The sequence below is a fragment of the Mechercharimyces mesophilus genome, from assembly GCF_059818345.1.
In genome coordinates, this window is the sequence record NZ_JCBAPH010000007.1 from 14,717 (window position 1) to 33,163 (window position 18,447).

General features: G+C 46.0%; 11 protein-coding genes. 1 reads left to right on the plus strand and 10 read right to left on the minus strand.

Annotated elements, in window-relative coordinates:
• Nucleotides 1-67 precede the first annotated feature (67 nt).
• From AC6RGY_RS15095 to AC6RGY_RS15120, 6 genes are all read right to left on the minus strand, one after another.
• A complete protein-coding gene (locus tag AC6RGY_RS15095; protein ID WP_499864365.1) occupies nt 68-2,134 on the minus strand; it encodes an SBBP repeat-containing protein in 2,067 nt (688 codons plus the stop codon).
• A 210-nt stretch (nt 2,135-2,344) separates the two neighbouring features.
• On the minus strand, nt 2,345-2,596 hold the full coding sequence (locus AC6RGY_RS15100) for a hypothetical protein (RefSeq protein ID WP_499864367.1): 252 nt from the start codon (nt 2,594-2,596) through the stop codon (nt 2,345-2,347).
• Between the two features lie 89 nt (nt 2,597-2,685).
• Nucleotides 2,686-3,225 carry a hypothetical protein gene (locus tag AC6RGY_RS15105; RefSeq protein ID WP_499864369.1) on the minus strand — a complete coding sequence of 180 codons (540 nt, stop codon included), beginning with the start codon at nt 3,223-3,225 and terminating at the stop codon, nt 2,686-2,688.
• Nucleotides 3,226-3,382: 157 nt separating this feature from the next.
• Entirely contained in the window at nt 3,383-5,527 is a 2,145-nt protein-coding gene (locus AC6RGY_RS15110) for an SBBP repeat-containing protein (protein ID WP_499864371.1), read from the minus strand.
• Between the two features lie 114 nt (nt 5,528-5,641).
• Entirely contained in the window at nt 5,642-7,816 is a 2,175-nt protein-coding gene (locus tag AC6RGY_RS15115; protein WP_499864372.1) for an SBBP repeat-containing protein, read from the minus strand.
• A gap of 117 nt (nt 7,817-7,933) precedes the next feature.
• Entirely contained in the window at nt 7,934-10,018 is a 2,085-nt protein-coding gene (locus tag AC6RGY_RS15120; RefSeq protein ID WP_499864374.1) for an SBBP repeat-containing protein, read from the minus strand.
• A gap of 461 nt (nt 10,019-10,479) precedes the next feature.
• Here AC6RGY_RS15120 and AC6RGY_RS15125 point away from each other — a divergent pair, with 461 nt between their 5' ends.
• Nucleotides 10,480-11,907, plus strand: coding sequence for a fascin domain-containing protein (locus AC6RGY_RS15125; RefSeq protein WP_499864376.1), 1,428 nt, complete (start codon nt 10,480-10,482; stop codon nt 11,905-11,907).
• A 177-nt stretch (nt 11,908-12,084) separates the two neighbouring features.
• Here AC6RGY_RS15125 and AC6RGY_RS15130 read toward each other — a convergent pair whose 3' ends face one another.
• The 4 genes from AC6RGY_RS15130 to AC6RGY_RS15145 all read right to left on the minus strand — a co-directional run bounded on the left by AC6RGY_RS15130 (nt 12,085) and on the right by AC6RGY_RS15145 (nt 18,256).
• The gene (locus AC6RGY_RS15130; RefSeq protein WP_499864378.1) at nt 12,085-12,222 is read right to left on the minus strand and encodes a hypothetical protein; all 138 of its coding nucleotides are present in this window, start codon (nt 12,220-12,222) and stop codon (nt 12,085-12,087) included.
• A gap of 94 nt (nt 12,223-12,316) precedes the next feature.
• Complete coding sequence (locus AC6RGY_RS15135; protein ID WP_499864380.1) at nt 12,317-14,380, minus strand: SBBP repeat-containing protein; 2,064 nt, start codon at nt 14,378-14,380, stop codon at nt 12,317-12,319.
• Nucleotides 14,381-14,718: 338 nt separating this feature from the next.
• Nucleotides 14,719-15,744, minus strand: a complete 1,026-nt coding sequence (locus tag AC6RGY_RS15140; RefSeq protein WP_499864382.1) for a hypothetical protein — start codon at nt 15,742-15,744, stop codon at nt 14,719-14,721.
• Nucleotides 15,745-16,192: 448 nt separating this feature from the next.
• On the minus strand, nt 16,193-18,256 hold the full coding sequence (locus AC6RGY_RS15145) for an SBBP repeat-containing protein (protein WP_499864384.1): 2,064 nt from the start codon (nt 18,254-18,256) through the stop codon (nt 16,193-16,195).
• Between the last annotated feature and the right edge of the window lie 191 nt (nt 18,257-18,447).

Below are 18,447 nucleotides of genomic sequence, written 5' to 3' on the forward strand. Positions count from 1 at the left end.
AGCCGTCTGAGAAAGTGAAATACAAATGGTTTACGGAAACTATATTTCTTATGAAGATGAGTAGATACTAACCGCCAAACTCTCCGCCACCTGCTCCCCGCGGACCTCTCGGTCCTCTTGGACCACGCCGTCCTCTTGGACCTTGCGCTCCGATCGCTCCGGTCGCTCCAGCTGGACCCGTTGCTCCTGTGGCTCCGGTCGGACCCGTTACTACGACTACTTGCTCGCCTACTTTTGTGACGAAGGCATCTTGCCCTCCCGCATTTTGACTCTGGAAGGCAATAGAAGTAACTGGGAAATCAACTGAAACCGTCTGTCCAGTAAAGTAGGCATCCCCTTCTTCGTCCACGGCGGTATCAAAACCCATATCAGTAGAAACTCCTCCTAAATAGGAAGAAAAGGACAGCCCTTGACCGGAGAAGCTCACCTGGGTAACAAAGGCATCCATAGCACCCGCCAGGCTGTCCTGAAATGCATCGGATGTATTGGGGAAATTGGTTGAGTTTGTTTGCCCTGTTACCCAAGCACCGCCAAAAGAGTCTACCGCAATGCCATCCCCTACTTCCGAACCATTTCCACCTAAGTAGGTTGAGTACACCAGGTTACTTCCCACCCGATTCAATCTAGATACAAAGGCATCCCTCGTACCTTGCAAGGTGACCTGAAACGCATTATTCGTTATCGGAAAATCTGTGGACTGCGTGGAACCCGTCACATAAGCATAATTGCCTCCATCCAAATCAATGGCAAACCCTCGATCGTTATTCTCTCCTCCCAAAAAGGTGGAATAGACAAGCGAGGAACCCAGGACATTTAGTTTTGTAATGAATGCATCACTACCGCCAGCAAATACCGTTTGAAAAGCTCCCGAAGTAACAGGGAAATTATTCGAATTTGTTTCTCCTGTCACATACGCATTCCCTGAACCATCCACCGCGATGCCCTCCCCTCGATCCGAACTACTCCCACCTAAGTAAGTTGAGTACACCAGTGACGTTCCAAACGGATTGAACTTTGTGGCGAAGACATCATTCGCTCCGCCACCATAGACAGTTTGAAAAGCACCCCCAGTGGTCGGAAAGTCGACGGACGTTGTCTCGCCAGCTATATACGCGTTGAGGCTACCATCGAGGGCGATGCTTGCCCCGATATCAAGACCCGATCCACCTAAGTAGGTCGAATAAATCAGCGAGGATCCGATGGCGTTTAGCTTCGTAACAAAAGCACTATTTTGGCCTCCCAGCATTGTTTGAAAAGCTCCCGATGTGACAGGATAGTCAGTCGAGGTCGTTAATCCTGTCACATAAGCATTGTTGGAATCGTCTACCGCAATCGAATTTCCACTTTGTGCATTAACTCCACCTATAAACGTGGAGTAGATCAAGGAACTCCCGGACTCATCAAACTTGGTGACAAACACATCAAGTGCACCTGCAAGCATCGTCTGAAAGGCTCCCGATGTCACAGGAAAATTCAGAGAGTTCGTTCCGCCTGTTACATACGCTTGACGCTCAGAGTCCACGGCTATGCCATTCCCGAGATCACTATTCGATCCACCTAAGTAGGTCGAATAAAAGACAATGGGGTCAATCACAAGCACCTTGGCAGGATCATATTTCACCTTTTCCACAGTAAATCCAATGGTTGCATCTGGATACTGATAGAAGTGCGTCGATATGATCCTTCTCCCTTTCTTCGTCCATTGAAAACTAACCGGTTTTGCTTCACGAAGAATGCCTTTACGTGTATGAACAAACAAGTCTCCACTTGAACCAATGCTTACTGTATCCCCACCTTCATAGCGCAAGCGAATATCCTCCATGCATGCTCCCGGATAGACAATGACATCATACTTTAATTGCTCATCATTCCCTGAGAAAATAAGGTCAATCCCATTCCATATCCCTTTATAAGTAACCTGCTTCCCTTCTTCCAACAGAATGTCTACGTTCGGATTAGCGCCTACTAACCGCAAAGCAAGATTCGCCTTCCCTTCATCCTCTTTAAAGCAAAATTCCACACGATCACGGTAAAAGGTAAATCGACAACCCTTTCCGTCTGCACGGTAGCAATACTTTTCGTTACACCCTTCTCTGGACACAAACACAATCGAGTTGGAAACATCACTATTCATATCACACACTCCTTTATAATTTCCAATCCAGTCGGATCACCTAATTGACACAGTATTCCAACAATCAAAAGGAGGTGTGGGCTAAAATATTCCGCTTCAGATGTAGCCCGGTCACCGTACTAAAGAAGATGAGATTCAAGTCAAGCTCCATGATACTTCTGAACTACTTGAACGAAGTCCAAGGGAACTTAATACCCTATCTTAGTTCTACTAACTGAATTGTTTCAGGTAAAATACTTTATTGGCTGTCTGATCTAACTCCATCTTCGTCTGTGGATGAGGGTTTACAAGCCTCAGGGTAAGATTCGCATCCTCATCAGCAGCGTCGAACCGGAATTCCACGCGGTCACGATAAAAGGTAAACCGGCATCCTACTCCATCTGCTCGATAATGATATTCTGTCTTCCTTCTCTCTTCTCCACTCGATACAAAAACAAGTGAGCTCAGTGCTCCCTTATTCATTTCGTATTTCTCCTTTCCACAAACAAAAACAGCCTGACACCCATAGATGTCATGCTGTTTTGAAATTTTAATTTAGATTTCTTTAGAGCTTACTCAACTTCAAATTGGGTGGTGTTCGTATTGCTGACCTCAAAGTCATCCCCATCTAGATACAATGACCAAGGAGCATCAGCAAAGCGGAATGAATCAACCTCAGTGAAGGAGATTTGGCTTGTTTTGTCGATGCAGCTTGCTGAGTCAGAGTTGATATAGTACATATCAGACCAACTTTTACCATAAAACACGGTGGAGGTTTCCCCTGCTAGTGAGTAAACATAGTCACCACTCTCGTCATCGGCAATTGAAATTCTTACAATATCGCCATTCTCAATGCAACTTTGACTATTAAAAAAACTTTTGTACAACAGGTGGATATCCAATTGTGTTGCATCTGCAAGATCCGATGTCCCACTTACCGTACCATGAATGGTTGGGTGCGAATAGTCCGTGTCCACTTTCACATACGTGTCCCCACTCTTTAGATAGACATCGTTTAAGTCCTGCGATGTTCCAGCATGAACTGTCCCCGAAAAAGAAACCCCACACACAAGAGCGACACCCAACATGATTGACAATATTGATTTTTTCACAAATATAGCCTCCTTTTAGAAATCCATGAATATTATAGCATTTTATTTTCTGAAGTGCAAGTCAGTAATTTTTTTAAGGACAGACGCCTCACTTTGGATTGGATTTGTCCTGCAGAAAAAGCACCCGCTTTCCGGATGCTCTCTTCTCCGTAAAATACTAACCGTCAAATTCTCCTCCTTCCCCTGCGCCACTCCGTCCCCTCGGTCCCCTTGGACCTCGTGGTCCAGCAGGTCCAGTCAATCCCATTGGACCCGTTGCTCCTAACGAAGCGAGAGTACCAACTTTGGTGACAAAGGCATCGGTTTGCCCTCCAAATATCAATTGAAAAGCATGAAAAGTAACAGGGAAATCAGTCGATTCAGAATATCCCATAAAATAAGCCGATCCAGCGACGTCAACAGCGACATCATTTCCAGCGTCGCTTCCCCTTCCTCCCAGATACGAAGAAAACAACAGTCCCTGGCCGAAAGAGCTCACCTGCGTGACGAATGCATCCAATGAACCCGCTAGACGATGCTGGAAAGCATCTGAGGTGACTGGAAAATCGGCTGAAAGCGTTTGCCCCGTTACCCAGGCCGCTCCGAAGGTACCCACGGCAATACCCAATCCACTATCATCAACATTCCCACCTAAATAAGTGGAGTAAATGAGAGTGCTCCCCTCTGCATCCAGTTTGGTGACGAAAGCATTCCTCACTCCCCCTTGAAACACCGTCTGAAAGGCATGATTGGTCACCGGGAAATTCGTAGAACTTGTAGAACCTGTAACATAGGCATTGGTCATTCCATCGAGGTCAATGGCATTACCAAAGTCCTCCCTGCTCCCTCCCAGATAAGTCGAGTACACGAGCGAGGACCCTAAAACGTTTAATTTCGTAACAAAAGCATCCGTGCCACCAACAAATACAGTTTGAAAGGCTCCCGAAGTAACAGGAAAATCAGGGGAAAGGGTTAACCCTGCTACATATGCACTCCCTAGACGATCCACCACAATACTATTTCCTCGATCATTCACATTCCCACCCAAGAAGGTCGAATAAATTAGCGAGGACCCTGTGGAATTCAACTTGGTTACAAAGGCATCATTGCCTCCCCCAAATATGGTTTGGAAGGCACCCGATGTGATCGGAAAGTTTGTTGCATTTGTCTGCCCAGTGACATACGCATTTAGACTTCCATCTATTGCGATACTGGTTCCACTACTCGGCCCACCTGTGCCACCGAGGTAAGTGGAATACTCCAGCGAGGACCCTGTGGGATTCAACTTGGTAACGAAAGCATCCTGTCCAAATGTGGGAGACAGCTTCGTTTGAAACGCTCCAGATGTGACCGGATAATTAGTGGAAGTAGTAAATCCCGTTACGTAGGCACTGTTCGAGGAGTCCACAGCCATTCCAAACCCGATATCCAAATTCACACCACCAAGAAAGGTTGAATAGACAAGGGAGCTCCCTGCCTCATTTAACTTGCTTACAAATACATCAAAATCTCCTCCTTTCATTGTCTGAAATGCTCCCGTCGTAATAGGGAAATTAATAGAAAGTGTCTGCCCCGTTACATAGGCATTGCGCATAGAGTCCACCGCAATACCACGACCCCTGTCACTTCTGCTACCACCTAAATAGGTCGAGTAGAAAACAACCGGATCAATAATGAGCACTTTTGTGTGATCATAAGCTGACTTCTCCACTGCAAATCCGATGGCTTGATCCTCTTGGATGGAGAAATGCGTCGGAACACTTCGCTTTCCTTGCCGTGTTTCTTGATAGCTAACCGGCTTGCCTTCGCGAAGGACACCCAGGCCTGTGTGGACCATTAAGTCGCCTTGGTCATTGAGCGTCACACCATCTCCACCTTCATACTGCAGACGAATATCTTCAATACAAGCACCTGGATGGACAATGATATCGTACTTTAACCTTTCGTCGTTGCCAGAGAAGATGAGGTCGATGCCTTTCCATACCTCTCGATAGATCACCCTGTTTTCCTTCCGTTCTAACGCTATGTCCACTTTCCGATTGGCATGGATAAAATGCAGAAAAAGGGTTTCATCCTCTTTGGCATGGTCAAACTGAAACTCCACACGATCTCGATAAAAGGTAAAACGGCATCCAGCTCCTTCCGCGCGATAACCATACTCCGTCTCTCTTTGAGCTTCACTCGATACAAACACCATTGAACGCAACACTTTTGGCTCCACTTTGTCTGCCCCTTTCAGATGCGGATACTCCGTAGAAAATTCTTCTATCCTAGTTATACGCCGCCATCCAAAAGAAGGTGTCTGCGTGACAAGCTTGTTCACTTTCCTCGCGCTTCCCCTTCACTAGCTTCGTTCTTCATTTGATCCCTCTGTTCGTTTTTGCCTGAACAAAGAAAAAAGCATCCGCTTTCCGGATGCCTACTCTTTCGTAAAATACTAACCGCCAAATTCCCCTCCCCCTGTGCCACGTGGACCTCTCGGTCCCCTTGGACCCCGTCGTCCTCTCGGTCCTCTTGGACCTTGCGGTCCGGTCGCTCCTGTTGGACCTGTGGCACCCGTTGGTCCCGTTACACCTAATGCAGCAGGGGTTCCGACTTTCGTAACGAAGACATCATCACCCACTCCACCCAGTTGAGACTGAAAAGCTTCGGCAGTGACGGGAAAATCATTTGATGAAGTCCGACCGGTAAAATAAGCCGATCCAGTGGAATCAAGAGCGACATCATTTCCAACTTCAACACTCCCTCCTCCGAGATAAGAAGAGAAAGACAGCCCCTGACCAGAAAAGCTTACTTGTGTCACAAAGGCATCCGATGAACCCGCTAGACGCTCCTGAAAGGCATCCGAGGTAACAGGAAAATTAGTGGAACGCGTTTCCCCCGTTACCCAAGCCGCCCCGAACAGGTCCACAGCAATACCACTCCCCAAATCATCCCCCCTCCCTCCTAAATAGGTGGAGTAAATCAGGGCACTCCCTCCAGCATTTATCTTGCTAACAAAACCACTAAAATTGCCCCCAGGAAATAGCATCTGAAACGCATTGTTGGTTGTGGGGAAGTCCGTAGATTGTGTCTGCCCTGTGACATAGGCGTTATTCGCTCCATCTAAATCAATGGCAAGCCCTGTATCATTCTCACTCCCACGTAAGAAGGTCGAATACACCAGCGTGGAACCGAACAAATTCAACTTGGTAACAAAAGCATCACTCCCACTAGCAAATAGGGTTTGAAAGGCGCCAGAAGTAACAGGGAAATCGGTCGAAGTCGTACTTCCTGTCACATAGGCACTCCCTAGGCCATCCACTGCCATGCCATTGCCCAGATCTCCCCCAATTCCGCCCAAGAAGGTGGAATAGACCAGCGATGTTCCCATTGGGTTAAACTTCGTCACGAAAGCGTCCGAATCTCCTCCCCCAAATGTGGTTTGGAAGGCACCGGCGGTTGTCGGAAAGTTGGTTGCAGTTGTCTGTCCGGTTACATACGCGTTCAGGCTTCCATCGATTTCTATACCCAATCCAAAGGTCGTTCCAGCTGAGCCACCCAGGTAAGTGGAATACACCAGCGCGGACCCTGTGGGATTCAACTTGCTAACGAAAGCATCTCGATTTGCCAGTAAGGTTTGAAAGGCGCCAGAGGTCACCGGATAATTGGTGGAAAACGTCAGACCCGTTACGTAGGCACTAGCCGAGTCATCTACCACAATGCCAAATCCGCCATCGCGATTGGTCCCACCAAGAAACGTGGAATAGACAAGGGAGCTCCCTGTCTCATTGAACTTGCTGACAAATAGATCTTGGTCCCCCCGGTTCATCGTCTGAAACGCACCCGAGGTAATGGGGAAATTGGCTGAAGATGTTTCCCCCGTTACATAAGCACGAAGCAACGTATCCACAGCAATCGCAACTCCTGTATCGCCTTCCGATCCACCTAGATAAGTGGAATAGAAAACAACCGGATCAATAATGAGCACTTTTGTGTGATCATAAGCTGACTTCTCCACTGCAAATCCGATGACTTGATCCTCTTGGATGGAGAAATGTGTCGGAACACTTCGCTTTCCTTGCCGTGTTTCTTGATAGCTAACCGGCTTGCCTTCGCGGAGGACACCCAGGCGTGTGTGGACCATTAAGTCGCCTTGGTCATTGAGCGTCACACCATCTCCACCTTCATACTGCAGACGAATATCTTCAATACAAGCACCTGGATGGACAATGATATCGTACTTTAACCATTCGTCGTTGCCAGAGAAGATGAGGTCGATGCCTTTCCATACCTCTCGATAGATCACCTTGTTCTCCTTCCGTTCTAGCGCTATGTCCACTTTCCGATTGGCATGGATAAAATGCAGAAAAAGGGTTTCATCCTCTTTGGCATGGTCAAACTGAAACTCCACACGATTACAATAAAAGGTAAAACGGCAGCCGGCTCCTTCCGCGCGATAACCATACTCCGTCTTTCTTTGAGCTTCACTCGATACAAACACCATTGAACGCAACACCTTTGGCTCCACTTTGTCTGCCCCTTTCAGATGCGGATACTCCGTAGAAAATTCTTCTATCCTAGTTATACGCCGCCATCCAAAAGAAGGTGTCTGCGTGACAAGCTTGTTCACTTTCCTCGCGCTTGCCCCCCTTCACTAGCTTCGTTCTTCATTTGATCCCCCTGTTCGTTTTTGCCTGAACAAAGAAAAAAGCATCCGCTTTCCGGATGCTTACTCTTTCGAAAAATACTAACCGCCAAATTCTCCTCCCCCTGTTCCACGTGGACCTCTCGGTCCCCTTGGACCCCGTCGTCCTATCGGTCCTCTTGGACCTTGCGGTCCGGTGGCTCCTGTTGGACCGGTGGCACCCGTTGGTCCAGTTGCGCCTACCGAAGTTAATTGCCCTACTTTCGTGACGAAGGCATCATTTGCTCCTCCTCCATATTGACTCTGGAACGCATCGGGGGTAACAGGGAAATTGTTTGAACCCGTTTGTCCTGTAAAATAGGCACTTTCAAGCGAATCGATGGCTACGTCATTTCCAGTTTCATTAGAAGTTCCACCTAGATAAGAAGAAAAAGTAAGTCCTTGGCCTGAGAAACTCACTTGTGTGACAAACGCATCGGAAACTCCCGCCAAGCTATCTTGAAAAGCATCCGAGGTAATAGGGAAATCCGTTGAATCTGTCAACCCTGTCACCCAAGCCGTTCCGAACGAATCAACCCCAATTCCCCTTCCCCCATCTTCAGAAGACCCACCTAAATAGGTAGAGTAGATGAGGTTGGTTCCCGCCGTATTTATCTTGGTGACAAAGGCATCCGTGCTTCCCGATAAGGTGACTTGAAAGGCATTCGAGGTGGTCGGAAAGTTGGTAGAAGATGTATTTCCGGTTACATACGCATTGCCAGCACTATCTAAATCAATGCCTCTTCCCCTTTCTCTATCTAATCCTCCCAAGTAAGTGGAATAAACCAAAGCCGCTCCCGACACATTCAAGCCGGTGATAAATGCATCCGTTGCCCCACCAAATATCGTTTGAAAAGCATTGGCCGTGGTAGGAAAGTCCGTTGAACTCGTACTGCCGGTTACAAATGCCTGATTATCATTATCGAGTACGATCCCAAATCCAGCATCAAAACCTGCTCCTCCTGATCCTCCTAAGAACGTGGAGTAAATCAAAGCCGATCCTGTTCCATTCAGTTTGGTTACAAATGCATCAGAAATACCATTAAAAACTGTCTGAAAGGCACCTGTTGTCGTCGGGAAATTACTGGATAATGTAAACCCTGTCACATACGCGTTGTTGGTCTCGTCTACAGCAATTCCAAGCCCATTATCTATAGAGTTCCCACCTAAATAAGTAGAATAAACTAGAGAGCTTCCATCTACACTAACTTTGCTTACAAATGCATCCTGAGATCCTGCGTTTATGGTTTGAAAAGCACCGGGTGTAACAGGAAAATCGGTAGAGCTTGTAAATCCTGTAACATAAGCATTAAAAGAACCATCCACAGCGATACTAGCCCCACCATCCGAATCGTTACCTCCAATGAAGGTAGAATAGAGGAGTGAGCTCCCATTCACACTAAATTTGCTTACAAATCCATCATCCGATCCTGCGTTTACGGTTTGAAAGGCACCTGTGGTGATAGGGAAGTTGGCAGACAATGTACTGCCTGTTACGTAAGCGTTCCGAGAAGAGTCTACGGAAATACCCGCACCAGTATCAGAAAGATTCCCCCCCAGATACGTCGAATAAAACACGACAGGATCGATGACAAGCCCCTTCGTGGGATCATATGCTTCCCCCACCTCAAACCCAATCGAACCATCGGGGGAAAGTTGAAAGTGCGTTGGTATGTCTACCTTTCCTCGCTCCGTCCACTGATAACTAACCGGTCTTCCCTCGCGCAAAATCCCTTCTCGTGTAGAGACAACCAAGTCCCCTTGTTCGTTTAGTGTGATCCCCTCTTCCTTTTCATACCGAAGGCGGATAGAACCCAACCTCGCACCAGGACGAACCATGACATCATACTTTAGGTGCTCTTCATTTCCTGAGAAAATAAGGTCAATTCCTCTCCATACTTCGTTGTATATCACCTTGTCTGCAGCCGAATCCAACGTCATCTCCACTTGGGGATTGGCCTCTACAAAACGCAAGGTAAGATCGGCTTCCTTCTTCCCCTGGTCAAACCGAAACTCCACGCGGTCTCGATAAAAGAAGAACTGACACCCTTCCCCCTCTGCGCGATAGGAATCTTCCGCTTTCTCTCCCCTTTCACCCACCGTAAAAAGAAGCAACCGTTGCACTTGTTGATTCCCTTCTTGGTTCACGCTGTCTTCCCCCTCGGATGATATCATATGAAGCATTTCCCTAATATAAGCTATATTTTGTCACCCGAGAGGTTATGTGGACGTACAAGTTCATTATCTTAGAAAGGTGCATACTTCGTCCAAGTCTTCGGCTTATTTTTCTGTTATTTTATAGGATTTTTAAAGGCTTTCGCTTCGGTTTAATCGATATTCTTCACTTCGCGAAAGAAACCGAAAAGTTCCGATCGGCTTCGTATGCTTCCGGATAAAGACTTCGGATCTGCTTCGCGATACCGCACTTATTTTTCCATAGCAAACAAAATCCTTTCATTTAATACGAATATTTAATACGAATATTTTTCTATTAATTTTATCTTGGTTAATGCTAGACGAATCCATGATGATATTAGTAGAATGAAGGTGTGATATTTTTAGAATTTTAAGTACTACCATCAATCTCGAATGAAGAAGGAGGAACAGAAGTGAAACAGGGTTTTCTCATTGCTGTATGTTTTGCACTATTGGCAACCGTCTTCCCGATGGACGCTTCACCTGCCCAGGCGATCACCGAGGGAACGAACAGTCACTATACTAAGGATGAAAAACTAAAATTGATACAGAAATACGCTCCACAGGTATGGTTCGACAAAAACGAACAATACTTCCCTTCTTCAGTGGAATGGTCATTTGACTACATGGAACGGTACCAACAAGCGGGGAGTAATAAATACTCTTTACGCTCCAAAGAATCTTTAGACGACCCGAATGGGACGCTGGACTTTTTTCATGGAGATTTGGACTCCGCTCGTATTTACGTGGGCTGGCGTGAATCAGGTCCATCTACCATCGACCTGAAATATATGATCTGGTATCCATATAATCGCGGGAAATTGCCTTCCAATCTAGAAACACTGGCGAACTTTCTACCCTCTTGGCTCGCACCACAAGCAGCGGGTTTTGGTCATCATGTCGGTGATTGGGAAGGGATTGAAATTCGCTTGGTCAATGAGGAAGCGACACAAGTAAAATTAAATTATCATTCTTTTAACACCAAACTCAACTGGAGCGACTTCGAAAAAGTAGAAGATACCCACATTGTCACCTACTCTGCCCAAGGCTCTCATGGAATGTGGAAAGAACCTGGTAACCATACGTATATCAATCTTTTCATCGATAAACTACAAGATATCACAAGCAAAGGGACCTCATGGGACACATGGGACGCCGTTGAAGCCTATGATTTTGATCAAAAGGAAGGTCTCTCAGGCAAAGAGTGGCCAGCATGGTTAAGTGCAGATACAACCTCGACTGTTTCCGGTATGGACCCCGCAGATCCAGCTAGTGGCGGGATCGATCGCTGGGGAAATGAAGAGAGTGGTTGTGGTTTACAGTTTGTTTGCGTTCTCGGTGGGGGTCCAGGAGGACCTGATGAGAACACAAATTGGACGGGTACATTTGGAAAACCAGCTACTTCCCTTTTTAATGTGTCTTTTCGCTCAGATCATGGGAAGTACCTCGTAGCAGAAAAGAATGGGGACGAAAATGTGAATGCCGATCGCTCGCAAGTGGGAAATTGGGAGCGGTTTAACCTGAAAGTCATCAATTCTGCAAATAATGATGGTAGTGGTTGTGTGAAGGGCGGAGATCTCGTCAACATCGATACAGGTGGCGGGTATTACTTGCGCGCAACCGATGACGGGGAACTTGATGCGAGAGCAAGTAAGCCGCAATCATGGGAAGAATTCCAACTGATAAACCATACAGATGCTACCGGATGCTTAGAAAGTGGCGATCAGATATCTTTAAAAAGTAGTCACGGGAAGTATGTTGTAGCAGAGAAGAACGGAAGTGCGAACGCGAATCGTTCTGAGATTGGCTCCTGGGAGAAGTTTATCATCGAACTTCACTGATATTGTTTCTTAGTTGATAGAAAAAGAAATGGAATAATCGATGGGTGAATGGGAGGTCATTTAAAAATCCTCCCTTCGCCCTTTTTTCTTTATAGCAAATACCCAATCAACGCGTTGAACATGGATTAAAGTAAAGTTACATTCGGCTTCGTATGCTTCCGGATAAAGACTTTGAATCTACTTTGCGATTCCTCCTGCACCCATTTTTCCGAAGCAATTACCTGCGTGAGCGATAATCGAGTAATCTGTTGAAGCCGATCGCCTTCGATGATTTGGATCATATGACGGGAGATGCGATTCTTCTACAATATGCATTCCACACCTCCTTTCGAGGACGGTTATGACAAGAGAAAAGGCATCCGTTAGGCATGATGCTAACGAATGCCCGTTTACTTTCTCCTGGCGAATACTAAAAAAACATTTCTCCTCCGCCCCCTGCACCACGTGGACCTCTTGGTCCCCTCGGACCACGCCGTCCTCTCTGTCCCCTTGGACCCTGCGCTCCGGTCGCTCCGGCAGGACCTGTTGCACCCGTTGGTCCCGTTGCACCTAATGCAGCGAGAGTTCCCACTTTTGTGACGAAGGCATCACTGCTTCCCCCGAATATGGATTGGAAAGCATTGAAAGTGACAGGGAAATTGGTGGATGAGGTAAAACCCGTGAAATAAGCCGACCCGACGGAGTCAACAGCAACATCATTCCCAACATCGTTATCCCTCCCTCCGAGATAAGAAGAGAAAGACAGCCCCTGACCGGAAAAACTCATCTGTGTCACAAATGCATCAATTCCACCAGCCAAACTATCTTGAAAAGCATCCGAAGTAATAGGGAAGTTCGTTGAATTCGTTCGCCCCGTCACCCATGCCGCTCCGAAGGCATCGACCGCAATGCCCAATCCTCGGTCAGTCAAACTCCCGCCTAAATAAGTGGAATAAATTAGAGCGCTTCCCACCGCGTTTAGTTTGGTAACAAAAACATCCCTAAATCCTCGAAGCATTGTCTGAAAGGCATTATTGGTTACTGGGAAATCCGTAGATCTTGTGAGGCCTGTGACATAGGCATTAGTCGCTCCATCCAAGTCAATCGCATTCCCCTGGTCATCACCGCCCCCACCCAAGAAGGTCGAATACACCAGCGATGAACCGGAGACATTCAATTTTGTAATAAAAGCATCTGTGCCACCAGCAAATACGGTTAGAAAGGCGCCAGAAGTAACGGGAAAATCTAAGGAACCGGTGATCCCTGCCACATAAGCACTCCCTAGACTATCCAAAACGATCCCTCTCCCCTGATCAAAACCACTCCCTCCTAAGAAGGTCGAATACACCAGCGAGGTTCCTAGGGCATTGAATTTTGTCACGACAGCGTCAAATCCTCCAGATATGATGGTTTGAAAGGCACCCGATGTTATCGGAAAGTTACCTGCAGATGTGCTTCCCGTTACATACACGTTCAGACTTCCGTCTAGTACAATACTAGCTCCTACCGTCAATCCAGCCAAGCCCCCTAGGTAAGTCGAATACATCAGACTGGACCCTACGGAATTCAATTTGGTTACAAACGCATCTTGTACTCCGAGCAGCATCGTTTGAAACGCTCCAGATGTCACTGGGTAGTTTGCAGATCCCGTCGTTCCCGTTACGTAAGCATTACTCAAAGCATCCACAGCAACTCCAATTCCTATATCGAAACTGTTCCCACCAATATAAGTCGAATAAACAAGCGAGCTGCCCGCCTCATTCAACTTACTGATAAATACATCCCGACTCCCCGCATTCATCGTCTGAAACGCACCCGTTGTAATGGGGAAATTAGTAGATTGCGTTTGTCCCGTTACATAGGCATTCCGCGCAGAATCCACCGCAATACCATTCCCTTCATCGCCATCACTTCCCCCTAAGTAGGTGGAATAGAAGACGATGGGATCAATGACCAGCACTTTTGTCGGATCATAGGTTGCCCTATCCACTGCAAATCCGATGGATTGATCCTCTTGGATGTGGAACTGCGTCGGAACGGTTTGTTTTCCTTGCGCTGTTTCTTGATAGCTAATCGGCTTGCTTTCGCGGAGGAAGCCTTGTGATGTAGAAACAAACAAGTCTCCGTGTTCATTTACGCTTACTTCGTCTCCACCTTCATATCGCAAACGAATATCCTCCATACACGCTCCAGGATAGACAATGACATCATACTTTAGTTGCTCATCGTTTCCTGAGAAAATAAGGTCAATGCCATCCCAGACTCCTTTATAAGTAACCTGGTTATCTTCGTCCAGCTGAATCTCTACGTCTTGATTCACGTCTACAAACTGTAGAGCAAGATTTGCCTTCCCTTCACCCGCTGGAAACCAAAACTCCACGCGATCACGAAAAAAGTAAAATCTACATCCCTCCCCGTCTGCACGATAAGTATACTTTTCGTTACCTCCTTCCCTGGGTACAAATACAAGCGAGCTAGATATGTTCTTATTCACTTCACACACCCTCCTTGGATTTCAGGTTCATATTGGATTTCCTCATAGTCACCTTATTCCATCATCCACAAGAAGTGTGGGCGAGTGTTGTATCTATAGGGGTACACTTCGGTTAATAATTTACCGATTTCCTGACTGCGCATAGGAAACATTGCCTAGTCGCTGTTCTTCAAGAGTTACGATCGGCTTCGTATGCTTCTGGATAACGTCTTCGGACCTGCTTTGCGATGCCTATGCCCACATTGCCTAGCAATTACATCGTGAGCGATAATCGAGTAATCATCTCTTCATAAAAAATAGCACCACTACAGGTGCTATTCGTATTGCATCGATTCTTTTTACTCAAAATCCTCGTAAATACGCATCAAAAGAACCGCTCTTAATTCCACGAGTTCCGGATAATCGTAAAAGAATGCTATCTTTTGATTCGCTATCGTTTTGAGGTTAGCGGGTTTAGGTTTAAAAATGAAGTGAGTAAATGATTCTGCAATGTCTTCCGTGGGATTAGTCACAGCATAATCAGAAACAAACTTGGCTTGGTGCTTGTAATAGAAGTTCCAATAGTGACTATCATTGTTCTCTATATCGAGCGACGACCACTCATCTTCAATGTCAATCCAATATTTCTCACGGAATCGATTTAAGTATGAATGTGAAGCACTGCACCCATAATCATCCGTGTAGTATGTAGACGTGCATTCATCTTTAAATACCACATACCTGTATTGGTCTTCGCTCAATGTTAGTATGTGAGCGAGCTCATGAGAAGCAACAAAAAGAAACTCCGTTTTTTTATTTACTAACTCTTCATTGAATCCTATCGTCCACTTCCCACTATATTCAAGAACATATCCCCCGGTTTCACCGTCCTCGAACAAAATATAACTATCTATATCATTCCTTTGACTGGACGGAACAATATCTGTGAAATCTCCCCATAACTCTTTTGATTTTTTTTCAAATTCCTTATACTTGGCACCGTGTTCCTGTACCTCAATTTCATTCCCTTTTACATCATAGCTATATAAGTCTCTTTCAGCTACTTCGCTCGGCATTTGTCCTGAGATTGCATGGATTATATTTCCGTATTTCTCAGTAACTTTTTGTAAGTATTCATCACCGATATCCATACATTCATCAGGCAAACAATACAATCTCTCTTTATCTTCAATATCCTGTTTTTTCACATCCCGAAAGTAAGCCTTTGCTTCGTTAATCTCTGCAGCACGAATCATCGCCGGTGCCGGTTCTTCCTTTTTTGCTTTAGCGGGTTTATTTTCTTCCGGTTTCGTATCAGCTTGTAAGGTACAAGAATTAAGGATGAATGAAGTAATACAAACGATCAATAGTAAACTCTTTCGCAATCTTCTCTCCCCTATGCTAGATTGATATACAACACTACATATTAGCATAAAAACAATTTACTTCAATGAAAAAAATACCTCCAACCAAGTCAGATTTCTCCATATCAATAACATGGGTGAGCGATAATCCGGTAATCAGATTGAATTAACTTTTGATGATAGCATAGCAAAATGAAGGAAACAGAAAAAACTCCTTCTAAAGCGTATAGCCGTCTGAAGGAGTGAATCCAAGTGGTTTTCGAGAGGGCACCAAATATAGTGTAGACTCCAGGCCTTCTCACTCACACTTGACTGTCCGTAGATAATCCACTAGGCCTGAATCATACGTCACCTTGGGGGTGATCAGAAAGAATCGACCGCTGAAGGTGAGAGTTCGCTTCTATTGCGATGTCATTTAAACCGATGTGGCCATTATTCCAGGCAATCGTGGTGGTCCACTTTTTAGCATTTAAATTCCCATTTCTCCGCCTCCACCACTTCCCCGCGGTCCTCTCGGTCCTCTCGGTCCGCGTCTTCCTCTCGGTCCTTGTGGACCTTGGGGTCCAGTAACCCCTGCAGGACCGGTTGCGCCCGTGGGACCCGTTGCACCGATGGCAGTTAGTTGCCCTATCTTCGTGACGAAGGCATCCGTTGCTCCTCCAAAAATGCTCTGAAAAGCATTGAATGTAATAGGGAAATTATCGGAAGTTGTAGAACCAGTAAAGTAAACACTTTCCTGATTATCGACGAGGATATCATTTCCTACATCACCTATCCCGCCACCTAAATACGAGGAGAAAGAGATACCTTGACCGGAATAGCTTATCTGCGTAACAAAGGCATTAATGCTACCAGCCAAGCTATCTTGAAAAGCATCAGAAGTAAGGGGGAAATTTGTCGAAAAAGTTCCACCCGTCACCCATGCTGCTCCAAAAGCATCCACAGCAATGCCAAAACCAAAGTCTTGACCCCCTCCCCCCAGGTACGTTGAATAGACCAGGGCACTTCCTAAGCCATTCAATTTAGTAATAAAAGCATCCTCAAAGCCGGTTAGGCTGGTTTCAAAAGCATTGTTTGTTATGGGAAAGTTAGTCGATTGAGTCGACCCTGTTACATAAACATTCCCCCCACCATCCAGATCGATAGCAAACCCTCTATCATCATCAATGCCACCTAGATAGGTAGAGTACACAAGTGCTGACCCTATCGCGTTTAACTGAGTAGTAAACGCATCGGTCATTCCTCCAAATTTTGTTTGAAAGGCACCTGTCGTTACAGGAAAATTGTTTGACTCTGTTAGCCCAGTGACAAACACTTGATTATTCGAATTGATCACAATGCCGTTACCAAAATCCCCACTATTTCCGCCTAAATAGGTAGAATAGATGAGATCACTCCCTGTGGCATTCAACTTTGTAATAAAAGCATCCGCTCCACCCCCATTCTGGGTCTGAAACGCACCCGTGGTTGTGGGAAAATTAGTAGAGAAAGTAGAGCCAGTCACGTAAGCATTATTTGTCCCATCGAGGGCAATACCGCCACTCATCTCTCTATCACTTCCACCCAGGTAGGTGGAGTATAGAAGAGAGGTGCCGGTTGCATTTAATTTCGTTACAAAGGCATCCGTTGCGGTGTTAAAAAGTGTTTGGAAAGCACCTGAAGTAACTGGATAGTTAGTCGAAGATGTCTCACCTGTCACATACGCGTTGTTCAAACCATCCACAACCAGGCTTTCTCCCCGTGCCCCCTGGTTTCCTCCAATAAAAGTAGAGTAAAGGAGAGAGCTCCCCCCCTCATTAAATTTACTGACAAAGACATCTCTTGTTCCTAATTTTATGGTCTGAAAAGTACCCATGGTAATCGGAAAGTTGTCCGACCCCGTCGTACCTGTTACATACGCGTTGTTCTCAGTATCCACAGTGATGCCATTTCCTTGGTCATCTCCTGTGCCCCCTAAATAAGTTGAATAGAAGACAATCGGATCAATGACGAGCGGACTGGAGACGTCGTACTGTTCTTGCTCGATAACAAATCCAATGGAACCATCTGCATTTTGCTGAAAATGAGTCGGAATCAACCTCTCTTCTCCCGCTATCGATTGAAAACTAATCGGCTTTTCTTCACGCAGGATGCCGTTTGATGTATAAATGATCAAGTCACCCTGTTCATTTACTCTTACTTCGTCTGCGCCTTCATATCGCAAACGAATGTCCTCTATACAAACCCCTGGATGAACGATAATATCGTACTTCAGTTGCTCCTCATTGCCGGAGAAAAGAAGATCGATTCCCTTCCATACGCCGTGATAAATCAGCTTGTTCTCAGTCGAATCCAACCTGATTCTCGCATGTGGATCGGCATCTACAAAGCATAGGACCAGATGTCCATCCGTCTTGTCACCGTCAAACTTAAACTTCACACGGTCTTGACAAAAGTAAAAACGACATCCTTCTCCATCTGCTCGGCAAAGATACTCCGCGCCACTCCCATCTCTCTGTTCAAAGACAAGCGACCTAGACATTTTTTGCTTCACTTGGTCTGTCCCCTTTCAGATGAATTCCGTACGTTATTCCTCACCCTAGTTATACGTCGTCATCCGAAAAAAGGTATAGGCGTGTAGAACCCATTCGAAAAGGAACGATCAGTTTGTAAAGCACTATCTAAAACTGTCCGGCGAACTATCTTGAAAAGCATCCGAGGTAACGGGAACATATCTCAATCATG